Source organism: Serratia sp. BIGb0163, from assembly GCF_024809935.1.
In the GTDB taxonomy this organism is placed as follows: Bacteria; Pseudomonadota; Gammaproteobacteria; order Enterobacterales; family Enterobacteriaceae; genus Serratia; species Serratia quinivorans.
Genome location: NZ_JANUDZ010000011.1, coordinates 37,899 through 54,121, shown reverse-complemented (window position 1 = coordinate 54,121; position 16,223 = coordinate 37,899). Strand labels below are relative to the sequence as shown.

Here is a 16,223-nt window from a genome sequence, read left to right as displayed (position 1 = left end):
CCCCTTTAGGGGCGTGGCCCACGGATGGGCCACGTAACTGAGTGCAGGTAACAACGCTGCAGCTTGAAAGGCGACGGGTAGTTGATCAACCCATCTCGGTCTGCAATAACAACACCTGACGGTTAACCTCTGACATCACGCTGAAGTGACGCCGGTCGCGAATTTTCGGCAGCAGAATTTTCCCTTCATCGAATTCGAACGCGCCCACATCTTTGATATACAGCCGGCCACGAAACAGGGTCTTGACGTACTTCGCCACTTTCAACGGATTATAACGCTGGAAGATTCTCATTCTATTACTTTCCTCCGTTTGGTCCATGCGCTCAGCGAGCCGCCAAGGTGGCAGCCTCTAAAGTAAGAACGCAACTTGATTGCCATGTAGTAGACCTAGTAAAGACTATAACGTTCATTTCCGCCTGGAGATCTTCACTGGATTTACACTTTTTGACAGAATTGTATATGATTATATATAACTTTTTCAGTATATCCCTTCAAAAACCGGGTATTAGCGGCCTGAAGGAAGAACTGAGATCCGGCTAACAGGACAGACCTCCGATCACCACCTATGCTTTAGGCTGTCGGGTGCGGTCGGCACCATTCCACCTTCAAGGAGAAGGCATGAAAAAAAGTCACATGCTCATTGCGTCCCTGCTGTTTGCACCCCTTTTTGCCTCTGCGCATAACTTCCAGCTCCAGCAACGCGTAGCGCCGATTGGCGTCAGCGACAAGGGTGAGCTGAACTACGCTAATGATAAGTTTAGCTATCAAAACTGGAATAGCGCGCAGCTCAGTGGAAAAGTGCGAGTCATCCAGCATATTGCCGGCCGCAGCTCTGCCAAGGACATGAACGACCCACTGATAGAAGCGATTAAGAAAGCCAAGCTACCGCACGATCGTTACCAAACGACGACAATAGTGAATACAGATGATGCTCTGCTCGGCACGGCGATGTTTGTCCGCAGCAGTATCGAAGACAGCAAGAAAGAGTTCCCCTGGTCGCAGTTTGTGGTCGACAGCAACGGTAACGTGCGCAAAGCCTGGGATTTACAGCCGAAGGGGTCAGCCATTGTAGTGCTGGATAAGCAGGGCAGGATCCAGTTTGCCAAAGACGGCGCACTGACGCCGGAAGAGGTGCAGCAGGTCATGACCCAACTGCACCAACTGCTGGCAAACTGAATTAGAACAGCGAAACCCGGAAGCCGGGGTTGAGGAAAGACTCACGCGGCGTATAGAGCAGCGGCCTGCCCTGCCAGTCGTGGATCTGCGCTCCGGCCGCCACCGCGACTGCGTGTCCGGCGGCGGTATCCCAGATATTGGTCGGCCCAAAACGTGGGTAAAGCTGCGCTTTACCTTCTGCCACCAGGCAGAACTTCAGCGAGGAACCGACAGATACGGTCTGATGCTCACCTAACTGATTCAGGTAATCCTTCAGCTCTTCGTCACTGTGCGAGCGACTAACCACCACCAACGGCGGATTGGCATTACTGACGCCAATCGCCTGGCGTTGGCCCTTTTCTTCTTTCCAGGCTTTGCCGCGTTCGGCCAGATACAGCACGTCGATCGCCGGGGCGTAAACCACGCCCATCACCGCCTGCCCGTCTTCAATCAACGCAATATTTACCGTGAATTCGCCGTTACGATTGAGGAATTCCTTGGTGCCATCCAGCGGATCGACCAGCCAGTAACGCGTCCAATTCTGTCGCACTTCCCAGCCCGGTGGATCTTCTTCTGACAGTAAAGGTATTTCCGGCGTTAACGCTGCCAGGCCGCGTTGGATGATGTGGTGCGCTGCCAGATCGGCCGCCGTCACCGGGGAATCATCTTTTTTCTGTGCGACATCAAGCGGTTGTTTACCGTCATATACCGCCATGATCGCTGCGCCCGCCTCGCGGGACAGTTGGCAAATTTGCTCTAACATCATTCACCTCAGATATGCAGTTCCATGGGTCATTTCCCCTTTCTCATTGCTAGCAGCCTAGTTTTTTTTGCATGGAATATCCATCACAACGATTTAACCCGCGGTAATTACTCGAGTCTTTGCCGTCACAACTGTGACATTTACTGTCCTGCACTGGCTTATTTTCTGCCACACTTCACAGTTTGGTGAGACAACCAATGTTAATTACATGTTCCTCTGCGATAAAACTCGAAAAATGGAATGGAGAAAACTAAAAATGATGAAGCGTCCGCTGACGTTGTCTGCCCTCGCTATGCTGGTGTGCACCTCCGCACAAGCGGCAACGGTCGATCTGCGCGTGCTGGAAACCACCGACCTGCACAGCAACATGATGGACTTCGATTACTACAAGGATAAACCGACCGATAAATTCGGTCTGGTACGCACCGCCAGCCTGATTGAACAGGCCCGTCAGCAGGCAGCCAATACGGTGCTGGTGGACAACGGCGACATTATTCAGGGCAGCCCGCTCGGCGATTATATGGCGGCCAAGGGCCTGAAACCCGGTGATGTACACCCGGTGTATAAGGCGATGAATACCCTGAATTATGTGGTCGGCAATATCGGCAACCATGAGTTCAACTACGGGCTCGATTACCTGAAAAACGCCATTGCCGGTGCCAAATTCCCGTATATCAACGCCAACGTGATCGACGCTAAAACACAAAAACCCCTGTTCACTCCTTACATTATCGTCGATACGCCGGTAAAAGACCGTGACGGCAAAGAACATAGTTTGCGCATCGGTTATATCGGCTTTGTGCCACCGCAAATCCTGGTGTGGGATAAAGCCAATCTGCAGGGCAAGGTCACCGTTAACGACATCACCGAAACGGCTAAACGTTACGTGCCGGAAATGCGCAAACAGGGCGCCGATCTGGTGGTGGCTATCCCGCACTCCGGCCTGTCCAGCGAGCCGTACAAGGCCATGGCGGAAAACTCGGTGTACTACCTCAGCCAGGTACCGGGCATCGACGCCATCATGTTCGGCCACGCTCACGCCGTGTTCCCCAGCAAGGACTTCGCCAATATCAAAGGGGCTGACATCGCACAGGGTACGCTGAACGGCATCCCGGCAGTGATGCCGGGCCAGTGGGGCGATCATCTCGGCGTGGTCGATCTGCAATTGAATAACGACAGCGGCACCTGGAAAGTCACGGCGGCCAAGGCGCAAGCTCGGCCGATTTACGACAAAGAGAACAAGAAATCGCTGGCGGCGGAAGACGCCAACCTGCTGAAAGTGCTGGCGGAAGATCACAAAGGCACGCGAGATTTCGTCAGCAAGCCTGTCGGCAAGGCCGACGACAACATGTACAGCTATCTGGCGCTGGTGCAGGATGATCCGACGGTGCAGATCGTCAATAACGCGCAAAAGGCCTACGTCGAGCACTATATTCAGGGCGATCCGGATCTGGCTGACCTGCCGGTGCTGTCAGCCGCGGCCCCGTTCAAGGTGGGCGGGCGCAAAAACGATCCGGCCAGCTTCGTTGAGGTGGAAAAAGGTCAGCTCACCTTCCGTAACGCTTCAGACCTCTACCTTTATCCCAACACACTGGTGGTGGTGAAAGCCAGCGGCAAAGAAGTGAAGGAATGGCTGGAGTGTTCCGCCGGGCAGTTCAACCAGATCGACGTCAACAGCAGTAAACCACAGGGCCTGATCAACTGGGACGGTTTCCGCACCTATAATTTCGATGTGATTGACGGAGTCAATTATCAGGTCGACGTCAGCCAACCGGCGCGTTACGACGGCGAATGCCAGTTAATTAACGACAAGGCGCAGCGCATCAAGGAGCTGACGTTCAAAGGCAAACCGATCGATCCAAAAGCCACATTCCTGGTTGCCACCAATAACTACCGCGCCTACGGCGGCAAGTTTGCCGGCACCGGCGATCAACACATTGCTTTTGCTTCACCGGATGAGAACCGTTCGGTACTGGCGGCTTATATCAGCGCTGAAACCAGGCAACACGGCGCAGTGAAGCCACAGGTGGATAATAACTGGCGCCTGGCGACGTTCAGCAGCCCGCAGCCGCTGGATATCCGCTTTGAAACCTCACCGAGTGACAAAGCCAGCGCGTTTATCAAAACGCACGCCCAGTACCCGATGAAAGCTGAAGGGACAGACAGCATCGGCTTTGCGGTTTATCAGATTGATTTGCAGAAGAAATAAACAATAAGGGCGCCGTTAAGGCGCCCTTGAAAAACTCTGCGGTGACTTACAGAATTTCCAACAGCTCGACGTCAAACACCAGCGCGCTGAATGGCGGGATGGATGCGCCTGCACCACGCTCGCCGTAGGCCAGGTCGTGTGGGATGTACAGCTGCCATTTGGAGCCGACCGGCATCAGAGTCAGCGCTTCGATCCAGCCTGGGATCACGCCGCTGACCGGGAATTCTGCCGGCTGGCCGCGCTCTACAGAGCTGTCGAACACGTCGCCGTTAATCAGACGACCGGTGTAATGCACACGCACGCGATCCTGACGGGACGGGATTGGGCCATCGCCCTGCTCCAGCACGGAGAACTGCAGACCGGATTCGGTCAGCGTCACTTCGTCACGCTTGGCGTTGTCTTCCAGGAATTTCTGACCTTCAACGGCCATCGCCTGCTGACGATCGCGACGCACGGCATCCGCACGTTCGTGAATTTCACGCAGCGCACGGTGAACCACGTCTACCGGAACCGCCGGGGCATTCCCTTCCAGCGCGTCACGCAAACCTGCCAGCAGAGCTTCCGGTTGTAAACCTTCCAGACCGGACTCTTGCAACTGCTGGCCGACCTGTAAACCAATCCCGTAACTCGCTTGAGCTTCAACGCTGTCAAAAGAAGGGGTTGTCATGGGGTTTTCCTTTAGTCTTTAAAAAGTCGAAAGCGCAGCATAACAGCGCCGTAAAGCCGGGTAAAATCTTGTGTGGAGAATGATGACTTTTGTCGTAGAAAAAGAAACAATAACCTCCTGTTAACGCCCGCTCCCGCGCCCCAGGCGAATTGCCTGCCGCAACAGGCATGGGTTTGCTGCTGCCTTTCACTTCAATCAGTTAGCGGACTATACTGAAACAAGAGCATCGGGACGTCGGTACAGACTTTTGTACCCTGATATTTTACGCCGTTGAAGAGAGGTCACCATGGGCAGAATCTCGCCCAGGAGAAGGAAAACCACCCGTGTCTACCAGCCATTGCTGCGTACCTGGCTGAACTTCAGCCAGCGCCTGAAACCAGGCTCCGCGCCAGAGGCGGTAGAAGATCCGGATTCAGAACAACCACCGGGAAACGGTAAGGGGCAAAGTATCAAAGCATTATTGCTGAAGATCTGGCACCTGCCGGACGGTTTCGGTTGGATGGAGCCATTACCCTATTTTCACCGCCGCTGGACCCTGATTTTCGGCATCATCCTGCTGTTGGCGCTGCTATGGCCATACTCTTCACAGAACAGCGGGCAACCTTTCCCGGTTACCCAGCAGGATAACAGCGTGCCATTGCGGGCCGATCTGCAAAATAATGCTCAGCAACAGCACGCTGCCGAACCTGAACCGGCGGGCAACTGGCAACGTTTCCAGATCCAGCCGGGGCAGACGCTGGCGCAACTGTTCCGCGACAACAGCCTGCCGGTGAACGAAGTCTTCGCCATGGCGCAGGTGGAAGGTAATGACAAGCCGCTCAGTAACATGAAAGCCGGCCAGGAAGTGCGTATCGAACGTGATACTAACGGCGTGATCACCGCGCTCTCGGTCACCGCCGCTGATAATACGCAGGTGCTGTTCCGCCGCCAGGCCGACGGCAGTTACCGCCGCGAGCGTTAATCGGCCAACTGCGCCAACAGAAAGTCGCGCAGCACGACGCCATGGTTGTGCTGTGTGTCTTTACTGCCATAAAGAAGGGTCATGGGCTGACCTTGCCGTAATAATGCCACCAGCGGCTGCCAGGCGTCATTTTCCGCCAGTTGCCGTCGGTAGCGGCTTTCAAACTCTTCCCACTGCTCAAGGTGCTGATGAAACCACTGCCGCAGTGCGTTATCCGGTGCCACCTGCTTTAGCCACTGTACGCCCTGCAGCCTTTCCTTGCTGACGCCTCGCGGCCACAGCCGATCTATCAGATAGCAGTTCACCGGCGCCGGGCCAGTAAAATCATAAACACGCTGTAAGTTAATCTCTGCCATTTGCCGCTGCTCCTCACTCAAGGTGATAACAGGGTAACGCGATTTAGCGGATGTAAGAAAAGCAAAACGCCAGCACGAGGCTGGCGTTTTAACTTGGCGAGCAGCAGCGATTAAGCTTCTGCTACCACAACTACATTCAGCTGTGCGAATACGTCGCTGTGTACCTGGAACTGAACTTCGTGTTCACCAGTGGTACGCAGAACGCCATTCGGCAGACGAACTTCGCTCTTGGCAACTTCAACGCCTGCCGCAGTAACTGCGTCAGCGATGTCGCGGGTGCCGATAGAGCCGAACAGTTTACCTTCGTCGCCTGATTTAGACGCGATGGTGACTGAACCCAGTTCGTTGATCTTGGTTGCGCGAGCTTCAGCAGCAGTCAGAATTTCAGCCAGTTTGGCTTCCAGTTCTGCACGGCGTACTTCGAAGAACTCTACGTTTTTCTTGGTAGCAGGAACAGCTTTGCCCTGTGGTACCAGGAAGTTACGGGCGTAGCCCGCTTTAACGTTAACTTGATCACCCAGGCTGCCCAGGTTTGCTACTTTATCAAGCAGAATAACTTGCATTACCTTATCCTCTTAAAGTCGTTAATAGACGGCGGCCGATTACTGATGACGATCAGTGTATGGCAGCAGGGACAGGTAGCGAGCGCGCTTGATGCAGCGAGCCAGCTGACGCTGGTATTTTGCACGAGTACCGGTAATACGGCTCGGGACAATTTTACCGCTTTCGGTAATGTAGTTTTTCAACGTTGCGATATCTTTGTAATCGATCTCAACAACGCCTTCCGCTGTGAAACGGCAGAACTTGCGACGACGGAAATAACGTGCCATTAGGCTAGTCTCCAGAATCTATCAATTCAATCTGCTCGGCATGCAACACCATTTTGTTCAGTCCATTGCGCCCTTGATGGCTGCTAATGAAACCGGAAACGGTGAGAGGCGTGCCGACCGTTATACTTTGAGTAATGGCCTGATGGGCCTTGCCGCTGATAATCACCGGCATACGACACCAGGCTTGCCGGGTAAAACCGGCTTCCACTTGCACTGAACGGTGCTCAAGCACGAACTGGCAATGTGGAATACCTGACGGGCTCACTTTACGCGTCGGCGTCTTGCACACGGTGCCAGACAACGTCAGCCGATTAGCCGTCACGGTAAATTACTCTTCAGAATCCCCAGCATCAGCATCATCTGCGGTTTCGTTAGCGAAGTCTTCGCGGCGATCGCCACGACGTTCGTCTTTCGCTTTAACCATCGGAGATGCTTCAGTTACCGCGTGCTTAACGCGCATAACCATGCTACGGATAACGGCGTCGTTGAAGCGGAAGTTTGTTTCCAGCTCATCGATCGCTTCCTGCGGAGCTTCAACGTTCAGCAGAACGTAGTGGGCTTTGTGCAGTTTGTTGATCGGGTAAGCCAGTTGACGGCGGCCCCAGTCTTCCAGACGGTGAATCTGACCAGCAGCGTTAGTGATGGTAGCACTGTAACGCTCGATCATGCCCGGAACCTGTTCGCTTTGGTCAGGGTGGACCATAAAAACGATTTCGTAATGACGCATCGAATTGCTCCTTACGGATTATTCAGCCTCCTGTCAGGGTCAACCGCGGCCCATGGAAGCAAGGAACGTGTATGTGTGTGCGGCTGAAAAAATGACGCGTAATCATACTTGCGCAGGCTGAAAAACTCAAGGGTCGAAGGGGGCTTATTATCGGTAATGCGAAGCGGATGCGTAAATAGCACGATTTGCTGTCGGCAAAACCTATGTACACAAATCCATCAGTTGAAAAAATCTCTCAATAAAATCATCACTGCCGCATGAATTTCATTCATTTTTTTTGAAAGAGGCCATCAAAATGGCGGCCTTTTTAATCCTGCCGGAAGGTCTAAAATTGTAGTTATCCGCCGCAGACAGCGCGACGAAAAAGATTTGAGGTTATTCAATACATGCAAATAACTTTTTGCTGCACTGGCACCGGCTGTCAGGCCGTTGAAGCAAACAGTTAAGAGAGGCAATTATGAAACACATCACCATCGCTACCGCCATTGCTTTACTGTTTTCCGCCAACGTCATGGCAGCAACAGAGATCACCTCACACCAGGCCGATCAACGTCAGAGCGTTGGCTTCGTCACGCTGAACCAGAATGTGGTTTCTCCGGATGACGCCACCAGTCAGGTGAGCAAAATAGCCGACCAGCGCGGCGCCACCGCCTATCGGATCATTGCCCTGCATGAGCCTGAAAACAACAGCACCATCCACGTCAGCGCCGAACTGTATCGTTAAGTGAAAATGCAGTACCAGGGAAGCAACTCGCGCCTAAAACAGTAAATTAAACTGCGAAAGTCACCATCAGCCCCCTGCCTGCAGGGGGCTTTTTTTACAGCGATTGCACGAAGAAATCGGCGGTGGCACTGAGTGCCTGTGGCGTAATGCGGTGCTTGACTCCCGGCTCAGTGAGTAACGTCAATTGACGGTCCCAGCCACTTTGGCGCAGTTCGGTCGCCAGCCGCAGGCTTTCCGCCGCCGGCACCAGGTCATCCGCCTCACCGTGCCACAGCAGTAAAGGACGATCGGCAACTTTCTCCAACTGCTGTTCCAGACCGTAATCCGCCAGCATGGCAATGCGCGCATCAAAATCCTCGCTCGACAAAGGATTTCCCTGCTCATCCAGCGGTGGGAACAGCGTTTGCGCCAGAGAGGTGTAGTAACCGGCCCCCATCAGGCTGGCCGCCGCTTTCACCCACGGATAGCGGGCAAAACTGCCCAATGTCGTCATGCCGCCCATTGACGCACCGCCCACGCCAATGCGCCCCTCGGCAATCAGACCGAGCTGTTCAAAGTGCGCCTTCAGCGCCGGTAACTCGTCAATATTGCGCCGAAGGATCTCCCAAAAACTGGCCAACCGTTTGGCTTCATTGCCATCAAAACGTTCGCCGTGCAGATCGGCATCCGGCAGCACCACACGAAACCCTGCTTTGGCCAATGCATAGGCAAAGTAGGCGTACACTTCTTTCGACGAGGTATAGCCATGGTAGAAAAATACCGTCGGCAATGGCTGGTGATATTGCCCCGCAGGCACCGCGTGGATCACCGCAGTGTCTCCCACTCGCTCGTCATAGATTTCAATCATCCGTTTTTCTCCACGTCGCTGTTTGCCTCCATAATGGCAAACTTGAGCTTAATAGCATTAGCTCAATCTGTTCCAATTTATAATGAGTTACACTGAAATCATGCTATCCGCTTTGTCGAGGTCTCTATGAAACTGTCCTATCTGTTGCTGCCCCTGGCGCTGGTCACGCTGCTTAGTGCCTGTGGCATGATGACCACGACGCCAAAAGCCCCGCCGGCGCCCAATGGGCAGGCGCAAGAGGTAACCCGGGCGCAAACCGGCAGTCTGGTGAAAATGGGCACCACCAGCGCCCTGGTCCGCGGCAGTCCGATGGATGTGGAAGCAGAAATTCAGAAGAAAGCCAACGCCAGCGGCGCACGCTATTACATGATCATGATGAACAGTGAAACCGTGGTGCCCGGCCAGTGGTATTCGCAGGCGATCCTGTACCGGTAAACTCTGGAGTTTTAATAAGATTTACATTGGCTTTGCACAGACTGAAGTTGGCTGTTGCACACTGGCGGTCAGCGCGCCGCAGCCTGCGAGCGTGAGTCCAGGATCCGACCAAGGGGAACGCCATGACACGGACACGCTCCGCCGCACTCACCGCCCTCCTGCTCTCAATGGGGTTACTCAGCGCCAGCGCTCAGTCCGCTGAGTTGGCGCCCGCAGACCGCGTTACGCCGCTTAGCGAAATTGCACAAATCACCCTGAATAACCTGCCCGGCTCGCCTCAGGATGTAGAACAATTGATTGCCCGCAAGGCTGATGAGCATGGGGCGAGCTATTACCGCATCCTGCGGATGGAAGAACAGGCGCATCAGCCTGGCTGGCGCGCCTTTGCAATTCTCTATCTTTAGTAGGTCATGCAGGCCGCATTCAGTATGCCGCCGCTGATTGACACGCCCCCCAGGAAAATCCCGGCGGCGACGTGATTGGACTCAATCTTGTCGCTGATACGCGGCATATAGATTTTCACCGCCGCAAACAGCAGCAGTTGTACCACCAAGGCCACCACGCCCCATAGCAGGTAGTCCAGCAGGCTGACCGAGTTGATCGCCGCGCTGGCCAACGGGATCACATAACCCAGGCAGGCGCCGACGAATCCAAAAGCGGCTGACTGATTATCGGCCTTGATCAACGCCCATTCGTCATGCGGCGTAATGCGGGTATAAACAAACAAGAACACCAGAACCATGGCAAAGCCACTGAAGAAATAAGAGGCGAATGCCGCCAACGCGCTGAGAATATCCATGTCATGTTTCCTGGTCAGAGGTCAGTATCCCTTACGGGCCAAGTGCTGAATTAAAAAGCTTTTCCCGCTGTAGCGCTACTGTTTTCCCTAGCCTCCCATCGCTCGGGCAAACAACGTCTCGCACAGACGGTCTGGTAATGTTCGCTCACCACGGGTATCGAGCATCATTTGGCACCAGGCTTCCGCTAACGGCGGTGAACTGTAGCGCAGAAGCTGCGCCGCGGCGAACAGATTGAATAACGCACCGGTGACCGCCCGTCCCTGCTCCTCCTGGGGTTTGCGCATCAACTGGAGCAACTGCCGCCACTGGCGATCAAAGTGACGGTTCTGCCCCCTGACCTCACCAAATTCAAGCTCCAGGGCTTCCTGTACCACCGGCAGCTTCCCCCAGGCTCGCATCACGTCCAGACACATGATATTGCCGGAACCTTCCCAAATGCTGTTCACCGGCATTTCACGGTACAGCCGCGGCAGCTCACTCTCTTCACAGTAGCCGATACCGCCCAGCGCCTCCATCGCTTCGCCGATAAAAGGGATGCCCTGTCGACAGACTTCAAACTTCGCCGCCGGGGTCATCACCCGACACAGCGCCTGTTCCAAAGGCGCCCCGACGCCGATGCTGTCATAGGCTCGCGCCAGGCGCATCAGGGCCGCCGTTTGCCCCTCCAGCCGCAGCGCCATCCGCGCCAACACCTGACGCATCATCGGTTGTTCGATCAAGGGCTTGCCGAACGCCTGCCGCTGCAGAGCGTGGTATAACGCCACCGATAGCCCGCGCCGCATCAAACCCTGGCTGCCCAACGCACAGTCAAAACGCGTCAGGCCACCCATTTTCAGGATATGCCGCACGCCATCTCCTTCCTCGCCCACCAGCCAGGCGCTGGCGTCCTGAAACTCAACCTCTCCGCTGGCGTTGGAACGATTACCCAGTTTATCCTTCAGCCGCTCCAGCCGTATGGCATTGCGCGTGCCGTCCGGCAAAATACGCGGTAGAAAGAAGCAGGACAGACCCCCTTCGGCCTGCGCCAGCACCAGGTGCGCATCGCTCTGCGGCACCGAGAAAAACCATTTGTGTCCTACCAGCCGGTAAGCCTCCCCCGGGCCGCGGGCCGCTAACGGGCTGGCGGTGGTGGTATTGCTCAATACGTCGGAACCGCCCTGCTTTTCGGTCATGCCCATGCCAATCAGCAAGCCGCGCTTTTGCCCACCGGGTAGCACATGCGCGTCGTAACGATCGGATAGCAACGGCGTTAACCAGGATTGGAATTCTGTCGGCAGAGAACGCTGCAGCAGTGGGATAGCGCCAAAGGTCATGGTCACCGGGCACAGGGTGCCGGCCTCGACCTGAGCATGCAGCACAAAACGCGCGGCGCGCGCCACGAATGAACCAATACGGGCATCCTCCTGCCACGGCAGGTTATGCACACGGTTAGCAATCAAGCCTTGCATCAGGATATGCCAGGCGGGATGGAAACGGACGTCGTCCAACCGCTGGCCGGTGGCATCATAACGCAATAACTCCGGCGGGTTGGCATTGGCCAGTCGCCCCAGTTCCAGCGATTCCTGGGTTCCCAACTGCTGCCCCAACGAGGCCAGCACTTCCACATCCCAACCGGCTTGCTCGCGCTGTACCGCCTCATGCAGTGGCGTATCGGACAGGAACAGATTGCTGTTCCCCAGCGGCTTTGGCTGATTAAAAACGGTGTGTGTATTCCAGACCATCGGCTTGCTCCCTGATAAAGGCGTCAGGAGTAAGTATGGTCGTCAGGGGGATTTCTGCCGCAGGTGAGATCACAGGGTGGGAATTGAGAAAGCAACAAGGGCGCAAAATTCTGCGCCCTAAACGGTAAATCAGCTGCGTTGACGCACCGCTTCAAACAGACAGATACCGGTGGCGACTGATACGTTCAGCGAAGACACCGTCCCGGCCATTGGAATGCTGATCAACTCGTCACAGTGCTCGCGAGTCAGACGACGCATACCTTCGCCCTCTGCCCCCATCACCAGCGCCATCGGGCCAGTCATTTTGCTCTGGAACAAAGTGTGATCGGCTTCGCCGGCAGTGCCGACGACCCAGACGTTCATTTCCTGCAGCAAACGCAGGGTACGCGCCAGGTTGGTGACGCGAATCAACGGAACGTTTTCCGCCGCGCCGCAGGCCACTTTCTTGGCGGTAGCGTTTAACTGGGCAGAACGGTCGCGCGGGACGATCACCGCGTGTACACCGGCCGCATCGGCACTGCGAAGACAGGCGCCGAGGTTGTGCGGGTCGGTCACGCCGTCCAGCACCAGCAGGAAAGGCGTGTCCACGCTTTCCAGCAGCGCCGGCAAATCGTTTTCCTGATACTGACGCCCTTCGCGCACCCGGGCGATAATCCCCTGATGCACCGCGCCCTCGACCTTCTCATCCAGCCACTGGCGGTTAGCCACCTGGATAACAATGCCGGTCGCTTCCAGCTCGGCAATCAGCGGCTGCAAGCGGCGATCGTCACGCCCTTTGAGGATAAACACTTCCAGGAAGCGTTGCGGATCGTTGTCTAACAGGGCCTTGACGGCATGAATACCGTAAATAATTTCGCTCATGATGCTCTTTTAACTGTGCGGCTGGCGTATGCCAGCCGGTGATAATGACGTGTGGCAGCTTAAGCCTGCTCAGCACCTTTCTTCTTGCCGGCGCGTTTGGCCTTGGTCGCCGACGCTATTTTCCGGGTTTTGTCGGACACTTTCTTGGCTTTCGCCTTTTTGTCTTTCTTCACCTTGTCAGCGGGTTTGGCTTCGTCTTTACGGAAGGCGCTGTCAGGCTCAAAATTGGCGGGCGGTTTGCCGCCGCGACGTTTACGCGGAGCGGAAGTGCGGCCTGCGCCAGCCCCGCCACGCAGGGTGCGTTGGCCACCATTTTTGGCGCGATCGCGTTCGGTTTTGCCTTCACCACGCGGCTTGCGAGTGCTGGAGACCAAAGCGAAGTCAATTTTACGCTCATCCATATGCACCGCTTCAACGCGGATCTCTACCGTATCGCCCAGGCGATAAACCACGCCGGAGGATTCGCCAATCAGACGCTGGCCGATATTATCGTAGCGATAATAGTCATTATCCAGCGATGATACGTGCACCAGACCGTCGATAAACAGATCGTTCAGACGAACGAAGAAACCAAAGCCGGTCACGCTGGCAATAATACCGCTGAACACTTCCCCGACGTGATCCTGCATAAAGTCGCATTTCAGCCAGTCGGCAACGTTACGCGTCGCTTCATCAGCGCGGCGCTCGGCCATCGAACAGTGCTCGCCCAGCTGCAGCATTTCTTCAAACTCGCTGTGCCAACCACCGGTCGGCGTCCAGCGCTCTTTCGGCTCGCCGTGCTCTTTAGCCAGCTGGTATTTGATTGCGCGGTGCATCGCCAGATCCGGATAACGACGGATCGGCGAGGTGAAGTGGCCATAAGAAGCCAGCGCCAGACCAAAGTGGCCCCGGTTTTCCGGATCGTAGACCGCCTGCTTCATTGAACGCAGCAGCATGGTTTGCAGCATTTCATGGTCAGGACGTTCGGAAACTTCATCCATCAAGGTGGCGTAGTCCTTCGGCTGCGGCTTGTTACCGCCGCCCAGCGTCAGGCCCAGTTCGCCCAGCACGCTGCGCAACGCGGTAATGTGATCGTCGCTTGGACGGTCATGCACGCGGAACAGCGCCGGCTCGTTATTCTTCTCAACGAAGCGCGCCGCGGCAACGTTCGCCATGATCATGCACTCTTCGATCAGTTTGTGGGCGTCGTTACGCACCGTTGGCTCAACACGTTCAATACGACGTTCGGCGTTGAAGATAAACTTGGCTTCTTCGGTTTCGAAAGCAATACCGCCACGTTCGGCGCGCGCCTGATCCAACACCTTGTACATTGTGTGCAGCTCTTCCAGGTGCTTGACCAGCGGGTGATAATGCTCACGCAGCTCCTGATCGCCCTGCAAGATGTGCCAGACTTTGTTGTAGGTTAAACGGGCGTGAGAGCTCATTACCGCTTCATAGAATTTGGCCGTCGACAGACGCCCCTGGGCGGAGATGGTCATCTCGCACACCATACACAGGCGGTCAACCTGCGGGTTAAGCGAACACAGGCCGTTGGACAGCACTTCCGGCAGCATCGGGATGACTTCCGATGGGAAGTACACCGAAGTTGCGCGGTTGCGCGCTTCGTCATCCAGCGCAGTGCGCGGACGGACGTAGTAGCTGACGTCGGCAATGGCTACCCACAGGCGCCAACCGCCGCCACGTTTTTTCTCACAGTAAACCGCGTCATCGAAATCGCGTGCGTCTTCGCCGTCAATGGTCACCAAAGGTAACTGACGCAGATCGACACGGCCTTTCTTGGCGGCTTCAGGTACCTGTTCACTGAGATCGGCGACCTGTTTTTCCACCTGTGGCGGCCAAACATGCGGGATCTCATGGGTGCGCAGAGCGATATCCACCGCCATGCTGGTGCCCATTTTATCGCCGAGGATCTCAACGATCTTGCCTACCGCCTTGGTGCGACGGGTCGGACGTTGGGTCAGCTCAACCACCACCATAAAGCCCATGCGTGCGCCACTGGCTGCTTCGGCCGGGATCAGGATATCAAAGCTCAGGCGGCTATCATCCGGCACCACAAAGCCGGTACCGGCATCCATAAAGAAGCGACCGACGATTTGGCTGGTTTTCGGCACCAGCACACGGACGATACGCGCTTCACGGCGGCCCTTGCGATCTGCAGCCATTGCCTGTGCCAGCACCACATCACCGTGGATTGCCATTTTCATCTGCTCAGCTGACAGATACAGGTCGTCTTTGCTGCCTTCAATACGCAGGAAACCAAAGCCATCACGGTGGCCGATAACGGTACCGCGCAGCAGATCGAGACGTTCCGGCAGCGCATAGCACTGACGGCGGGTAAATATTAACTGACCGTCACGTTCCATCGCACGCAAACGGCGACGCAACGCTTCTAACGGCTCTTCACCGGTTAAATTCAGCTCTTTGGCCAGCTCTTCGCGGCTGGCCGGCGTTTCTCTTTTCGCCAGATGGGCCAGAATGAATTCACGGCTCGGGATTGGGGATTCATATTTTTCTGCTTCTCGTTCCAGGAATGGATCTTGTGACATTGCGGTTCCTCCGTTGTCATCAGCAGGGTGCCGCTGAGCCTTGTCTTCTCAGCGACGCTTTATTCGACAAGCAATAGCTTGTAGAGCGATGGATTGTCTTCGACCATATCGGCCAGCGTGTGGCTGTCCAGCTCTTCAAGGAAATTCTGTACGCCCTGTTGGAGCACCTGTTTCAGGCGGCAAGCAGGGGTTATGTGGCAGAAAGTACTGTTGCAGTTAACCAGTGACAGCGGCTCCAGCGCCCTGACTACGTCGCCGAGGCGAATGGTTTCGGCCGGTTTGCCTAAACGGATGCCGCCGTTCTTACCGCGCACTGCGGTTACAAACCCAACCCGGCTTAACTGATTGATGATCTTTACCATATGGTTTCTGGACACGCCGTAGACCTCGGTAACTTCCGAGATGCTGGTCATTTTGTCCGGTGGCAGCGAGGCCATGTAGATCAACGCCCGCAGGCCGTAATCAGTAAAACTTGTTAACTGCACATCTACCTCTGGGTATCATTTTACCCGTCTGATACGCCGATTTTCGGCATTATTCAAAAGATTACTTATTGGATAATAAACCAGCCAGAGAGTTCGCCGCTAATTATTTAGCGCATCTCGGACGCTGGACAGGTTA

Annotated in this window: 20 protein-coding genes; 6 read left to right on the top strand and 14 right to left on the bottom strand. The window is 55.4% G+C overall.

Annotated elements, in window-relative coordinates:
• Positions 1-85: 85 nt before the first annotated feature.
• The gene (locus tag M2406_RS24870) at positions 86-292 is read right to left on the bottom strand and encodes a DUF1107 domain-containing protein (RefSeq protein ID WP_012004917.1); all 207 of its coding nucleotides are present in this window, start codon (positions 290-292) and stop codon (positions 86-88) included.
• Positions 293-618: 326 nt separating this feature from the next.
• Here M2406_RS24870 and M2406_RS24865 point away from each other — a divergent pair, with 326 nt between their 5' ends.
• Entirely contained in the window at positions 619-1,176 is a 558-nt protein-coding gene (locus tag M2406_RS24865; RefSeq protein ID WP_012004916.1) for a YtfJ family protein, read from the top strand.
• 1 nt (position 1,177) lies between these two features.
• On the opposite strand, the gene cysQ is transcribed toward M2406_RS24865, so the two are convergent.
• Positions 1,178-1,918, bottom strand: coding sequence for a 3'(2'),5'-bisphosphate nucleotidase CysQ (gene cysQ, locus M2406_RS24860; protein ID WP_041418863.1), 741 nt, complete (start codon positions 1,916-1,918; stop codon positions 1,178-1,180).
• A 256-nt stretch (positions 1,919-2,174) separates the two neighbouring features.
• On the opposite strand from cysQ, the gene M2406_RS24855 reads away from it, so the two are divergent.
• Positions 2,175-4,127, top strand: a complete 1,953-nt coding sequence (locus M2406_RS24855; protein WP_259191786.1) for a bifunctional 2',3'-cyclic-nucleotide 2'-phosphodiesterase/3'-nucleotidase — start codon at positions 2,175-2,177, stop codon at positions 4,125-4,127.
• 46 nt (positions 4,128-4,173) lie between these two features.
• Here the strand turns inward: M2406_RS24855 and fklB are convergent, their stop codons facing one another.
• The gene (fklB, locus tag M2406_RS24850; RefSeq protein WP_012004913.1) at positions 4,174-4,794 is read right to left on the bottom strand and encodes an FKBP-type peptidyl-prolyl cis-trans isomerase; all 621 of its coding nucleotides are present in this window, start codon (positions 4,792-4,794) and stop codon (positions 4,174-4,176) included.
• A 286-nt stretch (positions 4,795-5,080) separates the two neighbouring features.
• On the opposite strand from fklB, the gene M2406_RS24845 reads away from it, so the two are divergent.
• Positions 5,081-5,755 (top strand): OapA family protein, encoded by a 675-nt coding sequence (locus tag M2406_RS24845; protein ID WP_012004912.1) that lies wholly within the window; start codon positions 5,081-5,083, stop codon positions 5,753-5,755.
• Here M2406_RS24845 and M2406_RS24840 read toward each other — a convergent pair.
• From M2406_RS24840 to rpsF, 5 genes are all read right to left on the bottom strand, one after another.
• Positions 5,752-6,111, bottom strand: coding sequence for a DUF488 domain-containing protein (locus M2406_RS24840; RefSeq protein WP_115183398.1), 360 nt, complete (start codon positions 6,109-6,111; stop codon positions 5,752-5,754). The two genes, M2406_RS24845 and M2406_RS24840, sit on opposite strands and share 4 nt — an antisense overlap.
• Positions 6,112-6,221: 110 nt before the next feature.
• Positions 6,222-6,674 (bottom strand): 50S ribosomal protein L9, encoded by a 453-nt coding sequence (rplI, locus tag M2406_RS24835; RefSeq protein ID WP_012004910.1) that lies wholly within the window; start codon positions 6,672-6,674, stop codon positions 6,222-6,224.
• Positions 6,675-6,713: 39 nt separating this feature from the next.
• Positions 6,714-6,941, bottom strand: a complete 228-nt coding sequence (gene rpsR / locus M2406_RS24830; RefSeq protein ID WP_002210155.1) for a 30S ribosomal protein S18 — start codon at positions 6,939-6,941, stop codon at positions 6,714-6,716.
• 4 nt (positions 6,942-6,945) lie between these two features.
• Positions 6,946-7,263 (bottom strand): primosomal replication protein N, encoded by a 318-nt coding sequence (priB, locus tag M2406_RS24825; RefSeq protein ID WP_012004909.1) that lies wholly within the window; start codon positions 7,261-7,263, stop codon positions 6,946-6,948.
• Positions 7,264-7,269: 6 nt separating this feature from the next.
• Entirely contained in the window at positions 7,270-7,668 is a 399-nt protein-coding gene (rpsF, locus tag M2406_RS24820) for a 30S ribosomal protein S6 (protein WP_006317459.1), read from the bottom strand.
• A 457-nt stretch (positions 7,669-8,125) separates the two neighbouring features.
• Between rpsF and M2406_RS24815 the strand changes: the two genes are divergently transcribed.
• Positions 8,126-8,392: a DUF1471 domain-containing protein gene (locus tag M2406_RS24815; protein WP_012004908.1), complete on the top strand. Its 267-nt coding sequence runs from the start codon at positions 8,126-8,128 to the stop codon at positions 8,390-8,392.
• Between the two features lie 94 nt (positions 8,393-8,486).
• Here the strand turns inward: M2406_RS24815 and yjfP are convergent, their stop codons facing one another.
• Positions 8,487-9,239, bottom strand: coding sequence for an esterase (gene yjfP, locus M2406_RS24810; RefSeq protein WP_259191782.1), 753 nt, complete (start codon positions 9,237-9,239; stop codon positions 8,487-8,489).
• 126 nt (positions 9,240-9,365) lie between these two features.
• On the opposite strand from yjfP, the gene bsmA reads away from it, so the two are divergent.
• Together bsmA and M2406_RS24800 are read left to right on the top strand one after the other, a co-directional pair.
• The gene (bsmA, locus tag M2406_RS24805) at positions 9,366-9,674 is read left to right on the top strand and encodes a biofilm peroxide resistance protein BsmA (RefSeq protein WP_112364414.1); all 309 of its coding nucleotides are present in this window, start codon (positions 9,366-9,368) and stop codon (positions 9,672-9,674) included.
• 122 nt (positions 9,675-9,796) lie between these two features.
• Positions 9,797-10,078, top strand: a complete 282-nt coding sequence (locus M2406_RS24800; protein ID WP_259191780.1) for a DUF1471 domain-containing protein — start codon at positions 9,797-9,799, stop codon at positions 10,076-10,078.
• Here M2406_RS24800 and M2406_RS24795 read toward each other — a convergent pair.
• The 5 genes from M2406_RS24795 to nsrR form a co-directional block, all read right to left on the bottom strand.
• Positions 10,075-10,473 (bottom strand): DUF350 domain-containing protein, encoded by a 399-nt coding sequence (locus M2406_RS24795; protein WP_012004904.1) that lies wholly within the window; start codon positions 10,471-10,473, stop codon positions 10,075-10,077. The genes M2406_RS24800 and M2406_RS24795 overlap by 4 nt on opposite strands.
• An 87-nt stretch (positions 10,474-10,560) precedes the next feature.
• Positions 10,561-12,195 (bottom strand): isovaleryl-CoA dehydrogenase, encoded by a 1,635-nt coding sequence (locus M2406_RS24790; RefSeq protein ID WP_135344732.1) that lies wholly within the window; start codon positions 12,193-12,195, stop codon positions 10,561-10,563.
• A 129-nt stretch (positions 12,196-12,324) separates the two neighbouring features.
• A complete protein-coding gene (gene rlmB / locus M2406_RS24785; RefSeq protein WP_012004902.1) occupies positions 12,325-13,056 on the bottom strand; it encodes a 23S rRNA (guanosine(2251)-2'-O)-methyltransferase RlmB in 732 nt (243 codons plus the stop codon).
• A 59-nt stretch (positions 13,057-13,115) separates the two neighbouring features.
• Positions 13,116-15,602: a ribonuclease R gene (gene rnr / locus M2406_RS24780; RefSeq protein WP_135344733.1), complete on the bottom strand. Its 2,487-nt coding sequence runs from the start codon at positions 15,600-15,602 to the stop codon at positions 13,116-13,118.
• Between the two features lie 59 nt (positions 15,603-15,661).
• Positions 15,662-16,087 carry a nitric oxide-sensing transcriptional repressor NsrR gene (gene nsrR / locus M2406_RS24775; RefSeq protein ID WP_012004900.1) on the bottom strand — a complete coding sequence of 142 codons (426 nt, stop codon included), beginning with the start codon at positions 16,085-16,087 and terminating at the stop codon, positions 15,662-15,664.
• Positions 16,088-16,223: the final 136 nt, after the last annotated feature.